Here is a 13,350-nt window from a genome sequence, read left to right as displayed (position 1 = left end):
AATAGGCGACAGTGAATGCTTATTTCTTACTTAGTTAAATGCACCGCATGAAAACGTATGTGCTGCTCAATAAACGACGAGATAAAATAATAGCTATGATCATAACCATCATGAATGGTTAACTCCAGTGGGTAACCACTCACTTTTGCAGCAGCCTCTAATACCTCCGGCTTTAATTGCTCCGCTAAAAAGTTATCAGCACCACCTTGATCAACTTTCGTTGGTATAAGCTTGGTCGCTACTTTCATTAGTTCGCTGGCATCATGTTGTTTCCAATCTGATTTGTCTTCGCCTAAGTAAGTTGTAAATGCCTTGATCCCCCAAGGTGAGTTAATTGGATTACAGATAGGACTAAATGCAGATATTGAGCAATAACGTTCAGGGTTTAACATGCCAATAGTTAACGCGCCATGCCCGCCCATTGAATGTCCTGAAATTGAGCGTTTACTGGTTACCGGAAATAACGACTCAACTAACTCAGGTAATTCATTCACCACATAATCGTACATTTGATAATGACGATTCCAAGGCGCTTGAGTGGCATTAACATAAAATCCTGCACCCTGACCTAAGTCGTAACCTTCATCATTCGCCACATCTTCACCGCGTGGGCTAGTGTCTGGGGCGACAATTGCCACACCTAACATAGATGCAATGCGTTGAGCGCCCGCTTTTTGCATAAAGTTTTCATCGGTGCAGGTTAAGCCCGAGAGCCAATACAATACAGGTACTTTTTCACCACTTGCTGCTTGCGGTGGTAAGTAGATAGCAAATTGCATTTTACAATTTAAGGTTTTAGATTCATGGCTATATTGTTTATTCCAACCGCCAAATACCTTATTTTCGCTTATGTTCTCAATTATCATGGTAGGCCTCAAAACGCTCCCCCGTTAACCAGAATAAAAAGGGAGCTGGATACTAATTAATGTAGATAAATTTTATTTATAAACAGCTATATTTATAAAGCGATCTATTTATCAAAGTGAATAACAGAACGAATACTCTTGCCTTCATGCATTAAATCAAACGCGTCATTAATATCTTCAAGTCCCATAGTGTGGGTAATAAAGTCGCTTAATTTAAATTCGCCTGCCATGTAACGTTCTACGTATTCTGGTAATTCAGTACGACCTTTAACGCCACCAAATGCTGAACCACGCCATACACGCCCAGTTACTAATTGGAATGGACGGGTTGATATTTCTTGTCCAGCCCCTGCAACTCCAATAATGACAGACTCGCCCCAACCTTTATGACAACATTCTAAAGCCGAGCGCATAAGATCAACGTTACCAATACATTCAAAAGAATAATCAACGCCACCGTCTGTTAGCTCAACAATTACATCGTGAATTGGTTTGTCATGATCTTTAGGGTTTATAAAGTCAGTTGCCCCCAATTGCTTGGCTAGGTCGAATTTACTTTCGTTAATATCAATGGCAATAATGCGACTTGCTTTGGCCATAGTTGCGCCAATAACGGCTGATAAACCAATACCGCCAAGACCAAAAATAGCAACCGTTGCACCTTCTTCTACTTTTGCCGTATTCATTACCGCACCAATACCTGTTGTAACACCACAACCAAGTAAACAAACTTCTTCTAAATCCGCTTCTTTATTAACTTTAGCTAATGAAATTTCAGGCAAAACTGTGTATTCAGAAAAGGTTGAACAACCCATGTAATGGTAAATTGGCTGGCCGTCTTTATAAAAACGAGTAGTCCCGTCAGGCATTAATCCTTTACCTTGAGTTTCACGAATTTTTTGACATAAGTTAGTTTTACCAGACTTACAGAATTTACATTCTCGGCACTCAGGCGTGTAAAGTGGAATAACATGGTCGCCAACTTTAACGCTGGTAACACCTTCGCCCACTTGCTCAACAATACCACCACCTTCATGACCTAAAATCACTGGGAAAATTCCTTCAGGATCTTCACCAGATAAGGTAAATGCGTCGGTATGACATACGCCAGATGCAATAATTTTTACTAACACTTCACCTTCACGCGGTAGCATTACATCTACTTCTTCTATAGATAAAGGCTGTTTAGGTCCCCAAGCAATAGCGGCTTTTGATTTAATAAATTGATCTGACATAAATGTTCTCACTGTTAATGGTTATATCAACTGACTTGAACTGAACTAGTAAGTGCAACATGGCAGTCGATATTAAGTAATTTATTTACTCATTATATTTATTTCCCGTATGATGATAATACACCAATTAAACAAATAACTTTTACACATGAGTAACAATATGCAATGGGAAGGTATTAGCGAATTTGTAAATGTGGCTGAAAATGAGAGCTTCACATTAGCAGCAAAAAAGATGGTGATCTCTACAGCGCAAGTAAGTCGTCAGATAAGCGCGTTAGAACAACGCCTTAATATCAAACTGTTTTATCGAACCACTCGCAAGGTATCTTTAACGGAAGAAGGTCGAGTGTTTTATCAACACTGCCGCAGTGTGCTCGACGGTTTAGATGCAGCTGAGCGTGCCGTCACTAACTTGCAGTCCAAACCTCAAGGGAAAATTAAACTCACGGCACCCGTGACTTACGGTGAAAAGCAAATACTGCCTTTACTTAATAACTTTATGGTTAAGTATCCGGATGTAGAAGTCACCGTCAACTTAAGCAATCTTAAAGTCGATTTAGTAGAAGAAGGTTACGACTTGGCAATTCGCTTAGGGAAATTAACTGACTCTTCCATGATGGCAAGAAAATTAGCCCAACGAACCAATTTTGTTTGTGCCTCACCTGCTTACCTTAATAAATACGGAACCGCACATTCAATAGCTGAACTAAACAAGCACAGTTGTTTATTGGGTACCTTAGATTATTGGCATTTTAAAGAAGCCGGCAAAGAAAGAAATGTAAGAGTCACTGGTAAGCTACGCTATAACAGTGGTTATGGTCTTACCGACGCAGCATTAAAAGGCTTAGGTATAGTGCAATTGCCAGACTATTACGTTGAGCAGCATATAAAAAACGGCAAGCTAGTTACTCTACTCGATATCTACCGAGCTAATGATGAAGGCATTTGGGCTATCTACCCACAAAATCGTCATTTATCACCCAAAATAAGATTGTTAGTGGATTATTTAGCCCAGCAATTAATCTAGCACTACAGAATGGCTCTACCCTTCAATTCAATACCTTGTCATCATTTAGCCATTATTTTGTAACTTAGTTGTCATCTTACTGGAATATCCTCACATCACTTTTACATACCTTGATGGTGACTTGTGATCTCAGTTGAAAATATAGTGGCAGAGCGACTACCAAAAATCGACTCAGGCAATCCTCTTATTAAATCGTCTGCACTGCGTTTACTTAAATACTTATTTCATGAGTCAGAAATGAAAGAGTTTGGGAAAAACTACCCCGACTTACAAGGTGTGGATTTTGTAGAAAAAGTATTAGATTATTTTGAATTTGATTACCTAGTTAACGACCGAGAAAAAGCGAACTTCCCTTACACAGGATCTGTGGTCGCTATTGCTAATCACCCAATTGGTAGCTTAGACGGTTTAGCATTATTAAAACTCTGCACCGACATTCGCCCAGACGTAAAGATAGTTGCTAACGAACTGCTTTGGTCAATAAAACCATTACGTCCATTATTGCTACCAGTAAATAACATGGCGGGTAATACCCCAAAATCTAATATGAAAGCCATTGAAAAGCATATTTCAGCCGGTGGCGCGTTATTGATATTTCCAGCTGGTGAAGTATCTCGTTTAGGGGTTAAAGGGATAAAAGATGGCAAGTGGCGAAACGGCTTTTTAAACTTTGCTAAACAAGCTAAAGCACCCATTGTTCCTATTCATATTGACGGTAAAAACTCCCTGTTCTTTTATGCGTTATCTTTGTTAGCTAAACCGCTTTCTACCTTGTGGTTAATAGATGAAATGTTTAAACAGCGCAATCAAGATATTCGCATACGTATAGGTCAAGCTATTGAGCACAAAACCTATAACGACTTACAAATTGATCGTAAAAATCTTAAAAAGTTATTCAAAAAACAGGTTTACTCATTAGCTAAGAAAAAATATCAAACAGAATTTAAACCGCTAGTGGAAAGTGTTGCTCACCCAGAAGACAGAAAAATACTCACCAAAGAATTAAAAGAGTGTGAATTGCTTGGACAAACCAATGACGGCAAACGCATTTATTGTTACCAACACAAGAAAGACTCAGCGGTTATGCGTGAAATTGGCCGCTTACGTGAATACACCTTTAGAAAAGTAGGTGAAGGCAGCGGTCACAAAAGAGACTTAGACAAGTTCGACAATTACTACGATCACATAGTCCTGTGGGATAACGAACAGTATGAAATTATAGGTGCTTACCGTTTAGTCCCTATAGCCAAAATGAAACAAAATAGCGGGCTAAATAAGTTATACAGCGAAACCTTATTTGATTTAACGCATTTAACATCCAAGGTACAAAACTATGGTTTGGAACTTGGACGTAGTTTTGTGCAACCAGAGTTTTGGGGAAAGCGCGGCTTAGATTATTTATGGCAAGGTATTGGTGCTTACCTTAGACAACATCCTGAAATCAAATATCTTGTTGGGTCTGTCACCATGAGTAACGACTTAAACCAAGACGCCAAATCGTCTTTAGTTAGGTTTTATAAAACCTATTTTGGTCAGAGTAATAATGTTGTCATTGCCAAGCGTCCATTTGAAATGACAGATCAAGACGGTATTCACTTTACCGGTGACGATTACGAAAACGAGTTTAAACTACTTAAAACTGAACTTAAAAAGCACAATGCCCTTGTGCCTACTTTGTATAAACAGTATTCAGAATTATGTGAACCTGGCGGTACTATATTTACCGCATTTAATGTGGACCCAGATTTTTGCGATTGCATTGACGGATTTATGATCACTGAAATTAGTAAATTTAAAGAGGCCAAAAGACAGCGTTATTTGGAGGAAAGAACTTAAACGAGCAAAAGTAGAACCTCTTTTTCCAAAGACTATAAATAATTTGCGGCAGTTCAGCCAATACGGTGATAAAGTTAGCGCCATAAATATTAAGTAATCCTTAGAATCAACGCTAGACTTAAATCATACTCAAGCACCGTTAGAGGTTAATACAAACTTGCAAGCCAACTTGATCACCAAAACGTTAGATAGCATTGAAAGTGCAGACTCGACCAAAATAGCAGTACTCGATATAGGCTCTAATAGTTTTCATTTAGTGGTTGCCCGAGTTATCTCTAATACTGTGCAAATTTTGCATAAAACCAAAATCAAAGTGCATTTAGCTGATGGTTTATCCAAAGATCATCACCTGTCGCAAGAGGCTATTGATCGCGGACTGGAAGCACTTGAGATCATCCAACATAGCCTAGAAGGTTTTGAACCAGAAACGGTACGCATTGTAGCAACTTACACACTTAGAAAAGCCAAAAATGCTTTAGCCTTTATTAAAGCCGCAAAAAAAATATTACCTTACCCAATCGAGATTATTTCTGGCCAAGAAGAAGCGCGTCTTATTTACAATGGTGTTGCACATACGGAAACGCTAGACGGGAAAACCTTAGTTATCGACATTGGCGGTGGTTCAACAGAGTTTTCTCTTGGCGAGCAATTTGAACCTCTTTTATTACGCAGTATTGATATTGGTTGTGTCAGCTTTAAACAGATGTTTTTTAATCAAGACAAAGTTAAACGCAAAATGGTTAACAAGGCTATTGTTCATGCTCAGCAACAATTAGCTCTTATCGAAAATAAATATATTAAACAAGGTTGGCAGCAGTGTATTGGCACATCTGGCACCATTGAAAGTATTGTGGCGATAGTTAATAAAAACTCAGCTGAAGGCGCTTTGTCATTAATTCAACTAGAAGCGTTAATGGAAAAATTAATCGCTATTGAAGATATGGAACTACTGGATTTAGGTGATGTTAACGAAGACAGAAGACAATTAATTCCTGCGGGTTTAGCTATTCTTATTGCCATTTTTAAACAGTTTGAAATTGATACAATGTCATTTGCTCAAGCTGCATTACGTGAGGGGGTTATTTATGAGATGGAAGACTCACTCACTCATACCAACGTACAAGAACGTTCAGTACAAAGCTTGGCGACTCGTTACGATATCGACACGGTTCAAGCTAATTTAGTCCTTAATACTGCATTTAGATTATTTAAAGCTGTTAAAAAAGATTGGCAGTTAAAAAGCAGCGGTTTAAAACAATTGTTAGGTTGGTCTGCGTTATTACATGAGATTGGTTTGCATGTGAGTTCAACGGGTGTGCATAAACATTCGCATTACATATTAAGTAATTCCGACTTACCTGGCTTTAATGCAGAAGAGCAACAGTTTTTGGCAACACTTACTCGCTTTCACCGTAAAAGGGTTCGGTTAGAAGAAATTCCGCTATTCAGCCAATTTAGTACTAAAGATGTTCTACATTGCATTATATTGTTGCGCTTAAGTGTGTTGTTAAACATTAAGCGTCAGCAAGACTTTTTACCTGAATTTACTGCAACCGTAGCGGATAATGAAATATCACTACAGTTCCCCCCCAATTGGTTGTCACTGCGACCGATCATTGAAATTAACTTAACCGCAGAACAAGAAAAACTAGCGCGAGTGGGTATTGAGCTTAATTTTTTATGATTTAGCAACCGTAGTTATTGGTCATCTTAAAATTGAATATAATTTAAGATTTACTGCTTAATGCCATTAATTAATACTCTTTTTGTAGAAAACGTTGTAAATTCGAACCTCGGTTTTATTCAGTGGATGTTGTCTCTGTTGACTTCACTTCATTGCAAAGTATGAAAGATACAGAATGCGTGAAATAAGTAGCCCTAGTATTACGTAATTTAACCATCCAGTATTTGAATAAGAAGTGAGTAATTATTTATGAAAAAAACATTATCAAAAAAGAGATACTTAATTGTATGTATAGTGTCGATTTTTTTAGGCGCTTGCTCTAAAAGCGACTCAACTCCTACGGAAGATGATACGCCAGATGTTAATAGTACTGAAACCATTAATATCACCGGAACTATTCAGTATGAACGAGTCCCTTTTTCTACCTCAACTTATGGTTTAGATTACGACAATATTATAACACTGCCAGTTCGTGGTGCGGTTGTTGAAGCGTTGGATGGAGCTGGCGATGTTGTCGCAACCAGTACAACATCCGATGAAGGTACTTACTCAGTTACGGTACCCCAAGACTCTGCTGTGCAAATTAGTGTTAAAGCTCAGACTTTAAGTGACGCAACGGCTAAATGGGATATTGAGATTAGGGATAATACAAATGACGGTGGTTTATACCTTTTGCAAGGCTCCCTTAGCAGCTCTGATACTTCAGCTGACTCTATACGCAATTTGACTGCAACAACTGGATGGGATGGCAGTTCGTATTCAGGCACAAGAGCCTCTGCTCCATTTGCTATTTTAGATACCGCTTATGACGTTGTCATGAAAATTGTTGCTGTCGACTCTAACGTTAACATGGATGATGTTGATATTTTTTGGAGCAAAGACAATAGCACGGCATCTGGAGAGCTTTCAGATGGAGAGATAGGCACCAGCTTTTACTCAGGCGACCAATTGTATATTTTGGGTAAAGAGGATGTAGACACGGATGAATTTGATGACCACGTTATTATCCATGAGTTAGGTCATTATTTTGAAGACAATTTATCTCGCTCAGACAGTATTGGTGGTGCACACAGTTTGGATAATATCCTGGATATGCGAGTTGCTTTAGGCGAAGGCTTTGGTAATGCTTTTTCTGGCATGGTATCCGACGACCCAATTTATAGTGACACCAGCGGTGCTCAACAAGGTTTAGGATTTATATTAGACGTTGATGATAATAGTAACACTAATCCGGGTTGGTATAGTGAAGGCTCTGTTCAAGCTATTTTATACGACATTTATGATGCGGACGAAGATGAAGGTGATACGGTAGCACTTGGCTTTGCCGGTATTTACCAAGCGATGACAAGTTCTGATTATATAAACCAAACAAGCATGACCAGTATTTTTTCTCTTATTGATGAAGTTAAAACATTAAATCCTACATCTGAGACTGCAATTGATACTTTAGTGGAAGGTCAAACATTTGATACTAATTATGGTATTGACCCTATAACCGATAAATTTGGCACAGATGAAACGCATAATGCAGAAGTAGAGAGTAACTTAGATGTTTATAAATCAATTTCAGCTGACGCTCTTCCTGTAAAATTATGTAGTCATGCTGATTCGCAAGAATATAATGGTTTAGGCACTCGTCAGTTTTTACGCTTAGATATAACAACTGCAGGCAGTTATATCATTACCGCTGATTTTGTTGCTACTGGCAACGATATATTAGAAGCAAACTCTGATCCTGATTTTGTTCTGTATTTAAATGGTGAGGTTGCTGGAGGGATAAATGGAGGAACCTCTGGAAATGGTGGTTCTTTAGAAGTAGGAAGCGAGACTAGCACTGTAAGTCTAGAGGAAGATGAATATATATTAGAAGTTTATGATTATTCCAATGTTGATGATGATGAGTCTGAAGTTAACGGTACAGCGTGTTTTAACGTCACAGTAACAAATTCTTAAAAGGTATTATTTATGAAAAAATTAACAATGTTATGTCTAAGTGGTTTAGTTGCTTTGGCTGTTTCTGGTTGTCAGAGTGAATCAACCGTTAGTAATGTTATTTCTGCTGCCAGTTATACAAAAAATACGACAACGTATCAAAAACAAGGATCTGCCGTTTCTTTAGTTAATAGCAAAGTAACTTTAGCTGAAGCTGGAGTTCAATACTCAATCGACCTTGCTATTAATAGTAAATATAGCTCAGGTGAAATGACCGCAACGGTTTCTTCTTCCGATGGCCTTTCTATCGTTTCTGGTACAACAGATATAAATGCTACGTTATCAAAAGGAAACATGACGTTTCCATTTGAAGTAATCGCAACTGAAGCTGGCCGTTATTATGTATATGCAGTTGTAACAACGCAAAGTAATGGCATGAAAAGCAGCCGAGCTTTGACCTTAATAGTCCAAGTTGGCGAGGAAGAAAAAAGCAGTAAAAGCACACCAGTAAAAACTAAAAAAGGAAGTGTTAAGCAGACGGGTGATAGTGAAACAACCTTTGGTGCTCCTGTTGTATTGCCAGCAAATGAAGAAATTATTCAGTAGTTAGTAACCTTTTTTGAATATTAAACAGAGCCAATAATGGCTCTGTTTAAATATATTTAACCACTAAGTAATGCGCTTAGTTTTTACTTTAAAAGATTAAAGACGGTTTCACCTTCGGCGGTCATACCTTTTTTCAACAGCCAAAAAAGGTAGGCGCTCTTATAATGAAACAGAGCGCCGCTTCCAAACAAAATCCAAACTTCATTAAATAGTTATTTTTGTTTACCAAGCTTTTTGTTCCAGACAAAGCTTAAGTTACTACATCCATGTAGCTAAAAAACGGACTGAATAGTCGTCCTTTGGTCATCAAATAAAACATCCATGTTTGATGACATCCCATCATCCATGATGTGCGCCCTAAATATTACATCCCTGTATTCAGGGCATCCCATCATCCATGATGTGAACAAGTCCTTTCTCAGCATCCATGCTTCAAACTTTATAAAAAATAATATTTAACAAAGTGAAATGGAGAAAAAGTTAAAGGTTGATAATCTTGATAAAGACTTCTATTGCTATAAACCTATTAGTAAAAATGTAATTTCGTGTGCTAAAGAAGTAAAGTAGAACTTTTATATTGAGCAATATCAATAATTTTCCATTCTGTTTAACCTTGCCGTTTATTTATCACACAAACTCCGTATAATGCCGCACTTAATTTATCCGCAATGCTCTGGGTTTACGACTCAGGGGGCAAAGAGGAAGACAATATGTCATCACAAGTAGTAGTGTGCGCAATGTATAAGTTTGTGCGCTTAGAAAATTATCAAGAATTACGTCAACCATTACAACAAACATTGGAAGACAATCAGGTTAAAGGTACCTTGTTATTAGCTGAAGAAGGCATTAACGGTACTGTTGCAGGTTCTCGTGAAGGGATTGATTCAGTATTAACTTGGTTACAACAAGACCCACGTTTAGCGGGTATTTCTCACAAAGAAAGCTTTGACGACACCATGCCGTTTTACCGTACTAAAGTGAAACTGAAAAAAGAAATTGTGACTATGGGTGTTGAAGGAATAGATCCTTTGCAGGTAGTGGGTACTTACGTAAAACCAAAAGACTGGAATGCGCTTATCTCCGACCCAGATGTAATTTTGGTTGATACTCGTAACGATTACGAAATCCAAATTGGCACATTCCAAGGTGCGGTTAATCCAAAAACAGAAACCTTTAGAGAATTCCCAGAATACGTTGCTAAAAACTTAGATCCGGCTAAAAACAAAAAAGTTGCAATGTTTTGTACCGGCGGAATTCGCTGTGAAAAATCTACGGCTTACATGAAAGAGCAAGGTTTTGAAGAGGTGTATCACCTTGAAGGCGGCATTCTTAAATACCTAGAAGAAGTACCAGAACAAGACACCATGTGGGAAGGTGACTGCTTTGTATTTGATAATCGCGTAGCGGTAGATCACAGCTTAGAAAAAGGTAAATACGACCAATGTCACGCTTGTCGTATGCCTATCACTCAAGAAGAAATGCAGTCAGAGCATTATGTAAAAGGGATTTCTTGTCCGCATTGTGTAGATTCGGTAACGGATGAACAACGTGCACGCTTTGCTGAGCGTCAAAAGCAAATTGATTTAGCTCATGAACGTGGTGAAGAACATATAGGTTCTGACGCAACAGAAGCGTTATTGAAGCGCCAGCAAGAGAAAAAACAACGTAAAGAACAGGCTCGCGCAAAACAAAAATAAGTCTTTTTGTAAGTCAGTCCTACGTGAAAAAGAAAACGAGCATTTTGGCTCGTTTTTTCTTCTAGTTTATTAATAAATACTTTATGTGAAAGTGTTTATTATGGTATTTATCGTACTCACTTTAATTAAAAGAGCCTTCAGTTTTTAGCTCCCATTCAATTTAAGCAGAAATCATAATATGCGTTTTATCAATATCTGTGTTTATTTGATCATCTTAACTTTTACTAGTTCAGTAATGGCGAAATTAGATGATCCTATTGTTTTGCAATTAAAATGGAAACATGGATTTCAATTTGCTGGTTATTACGCAGCTCAACAACAAGGGTTTTATAAAGACGCAGGTTTAGATGTTAAAATCAAAGAAAAAGATTTCAACTATTCAGTAATAGAAAGTGTGTTGGAAGGTAATGCAACCTTTGCCGTAGCAGACTCAAGTATTGTTTTACAGCGTTTACAGAATAAACCCGTCGTTATTACCTCTACAATATTCCAACATAATCCACTCGTTTTAATGGCATTAGCTACTAGTAAAATTCGTAACTCTGGAGATTTAGTCGGTAAAAAAATCATGTTCCAGCGTGGAGCAGATGATGCTTCCATATTAGCTATGTTGTTTATGATGGGGATCACCGAGGAGGACTATACATTTGTACCTCACAACTATAATGATATGGCATTATTAGATGGTGAAGCAGATGTAATGTCTTCTTATTTAACTAATCAACCGCTGTTATATCGAGGCATGGGAAAAGAAACTGTTTTATTTGACCCAGCCAGTTATGGAATAGATTTTTATGGTGATTTACTATTTACCAGTGAAGACGTTATTGAGCATGATTTAAGTCGAGTTGAAGCATTTAGTGAAGCCTCTCGAAAAGGTTGGTTGTATGCACTTGAGCATATTAATGAAACGATAGATTTGATCCTGTCAAAATATAACCCTAATTTAGATAAAACACATTTATTGGAAGAAGCGAAAAATATTAAGCGATTGATCAGTCCTAGCTTAATACCTATTGGCACTATACATAGCCAAAGATTTGAACGTATAAGTGATATTTATAAAGAGCTTAATATGGCTCCTTTAAACAGTAAATTGAAAGGATTAACCTTAGATGAATATAAACAAAATACAGCATGGATAAGCACTAGATTAATTGTGATTATTGGCAGTATTTTGATGGCATTACTTACCTTGTTATCTGTATTTTTTTACCTAAACAGAAAATTAAATGAAAGAGTAAAACAGCGAACGTTTGAGTTAAATCACACCAATAAGTTGTTGGAATATCATGTTAAAAATGTGAAAGAAAAAAATAACGAATTGAACTTAGCAATGGAACAAGTTAACAGCGCTAATCAAGCTAAAAGTACATTTTTAGCTAATATGAGCCATGAAATAAGAACGCCAATGAATGGCATATTTGGCTCTTTGCAATTATTACAACAAATGCAATTGGATAAGTCAGCCCACGATCTAATTGAAAGTGCATCGTTTTCTACTCAAAACTTACTGGTGATAATTAACGATATATTGGACTTATCTAAAATAGAAGCCGGAAAATTAACTATTTCTAATGTTCCTTTTGATTTAGTAAAAATAATTGATTCGTTAAAACAAGATGTTAAATCATTAATAGCAAATAAAGAAAACTTAGAATTTAGTGTAAAACTATCAGATAACATTCATAAATATTGGCGTAGTGATCCGGTTAGAGTTAAACAAATATTATTAAATATGGTATCTAATGCGATTAAATTTACAGAAAGTGGCACAGTTTCTATTGAGATAAAAAACAATGGTGGTTTGTTAATTAACATTACAGACACAGGCATTGGAATGAATGAGGACATGATGTCCCGTTTATTTGGTCGCTTTGAACAAGCTGATAGCTCAACCACCAGAAAGTATGGAGGAACAGGCCTTGGCTTTTCAATCACTCGTTCATTAGTAGAAATGATGGGCGGGAATATAACAGTGGAAAGTGCCGTTAATAAAGGCACTGAAGTATCCATTTTTTTACCACTGGAACAAGCCGTCTTATCAGACTTAACTGGCATTGAATTTCCAGATATTCGATTATTAAAAGCAAAGAAAATATTGCTAGCTGAAGATAATAAAATTAATCAGATGATAGCGGTAAAAATGCTAGAAACTATGGGTGTTAATATTACGGTTGTCGAAAATGGCCAACAAGCCGTAGATGCTGTTAGTAAAGACAGTTACGACTTGATATTAATGGATATACAAATGCCAATAATGGATGGCCTGATAGCTTGTAAAATACTCAGAAAAAATAACATTTCCATTCCTATTATTGCGTTAACGGCTAACATAATGTCCGAAGATGTTGCCCAGTATAAAGCTGAAGGGTTTAACGATCACATTGGAAAACCAGTTGAACAAAATGTGCTGCTTAAAGTACTCGCTCAGTATCTATCTAACAATTAAGTGTTAAACCAAGAT

9 protein-coding genes are annotated in these 13,350 nt (G+C 37.2%); 7 read left to right on the top strand and 2 right to left on the bottom strand.

Features of this window, described 5'->3' with window-relative positions; all coding sequences use genetic code 11:
• Nucleotides 1–26 precede the first annotated feature (26 nt).
• On the bottom strand, nt 27–866 hold the full coding sequence (gene fghA, locus Q0940_RS03340; protein WP_299263881.1) for an S-formylglutathione hydrolase: 840 nt from the start codon (nt 864–866) through the stop codon (nt 27–29).
• Nucleotides 867–970: 104 nt separating this feature from the next.
• Nucleotides 971–2,101: an S-(hydroxymethyl)glutathione dehydrogenase/class III alcohol dehydrogenase gene (locus Q0940_RS03335; RefSeq protein WP_299263878.1), complete on the bottom strand. Its 1,131-nt coding sequence runs from the start codon at nt 2,099–2,101 to the stop codon at nt 971–973.
• Nucleotides 2,102–2,261: 160 nt separating this feature from the next.
• Between Q0940_RS03335 and Q0940_RS03330 the strand changes: the two genes are divergently transcribed.
• From Q0940_RS03330 to Q0940_RS03300, 7 genes are all read left to right on the top strand, one after another.
• Nucleotides 2,262–3,128 carry a LysR substrate-binding domain-containing protein gene (locus Q0940_RS03330; protein WP_299263986.1) on the top strand — a complete coding sequence of 289 codons (867 nt, stop codon included), beginning with the start codon at nt 2,262–2,264 and terminating at the stop codon, nt 3,126–3,128.
• A 123-nt stretch (nt 3,129–3,251) separates the two neighbouring features.
• Nucleotides 3,252–4,964 carry a lysophospholipid acyltransferase family protein gene (locus Q0940_RS03325; protein WP_299263876.1) on the top strand — a complete coding sequence of 571 codons (1,713 nt, stop codon included), beginning with the start codon at nt 3,252–3,254 and terminating at the stop codon, nt 4,962–4,964.
• A 157-nt stretch (nt 4,965–5,121) separates the two neighbouring features.
• Nucleotides 5,122–6,648: an exopolyphosphatase gene (gene ppx / locus Q0940_RS03320; protein ID WP_299263873.1), complete on the top strand. Its 1,527-nt coding sequence runs from the start codon at nt 5,122–5,124 to the stop codon at nt 6,646–6,648.
• Between the two features lie 249 nt (nt 6,649–6,897).
• The gene (locus Q0940_RS03315; protein ID WP_299263870.1) at nt 6,898–8,601 is read left to right on the top strand and encodes a hypothetical protein; all 1,704 of its coding nucleotides are present in this window, start codon (nt 6,898–6,900) and stop codon (nt 8,599–8,601) included.
• A 12-nt stretch (nt 8,602–8,613) separates the two neighbouring features.
• Entirely contained in the window at nt 8,614–9,186 is a 573-nt protein-coding gene (locus tag Q0940_RS03310) for a hypothetical protein (RefSeq protein ID WP_299263867.1), read from the top strand.
• A 710-nt stretch (nt 9,187–9,896) separates the two neighbouring features.
• Entirely contained in the window at nt 9,897–10,883 is a 987-nt protein-coding gene (locus Q0940_RS03305; RefSeq protein WP_299263864.1) for a rhodanese-related sulfurtransferase, read from the top strand.
• A 178-nt stretch (nt 10,884–11,061) separates the two neighbouring features.
• The gene (locus Q0940_RS03300; protein ID WP_299263861.1) at nt 11,062–13,335 is read left to right on the top strand and encodes an ABC transporter substrate-binding protein; all 2,274 of its coding nucleotides are present in this window, start codon (nt 11,062–11,064) and stop codon (nt 13,333–13,335) included.
• Nucleotides 13,336–13,350: the final 15 nt, after the last annotated feature.

The sequence above is a fragment of the uncultured Psychrosphaera sp. genome (assembly GCF_947500655.1).
GTDB lineage: Bacteria > Pseudomonadota > Gammaproteobacteria > Enterobacterales > Alteromonadaceae > Psychrosphaera.
The sequence above is the reverse complement of the archived record's forward strand: the minus strand, read 5'-3'. Positions and strand labels throughout refer to the sequence as shown.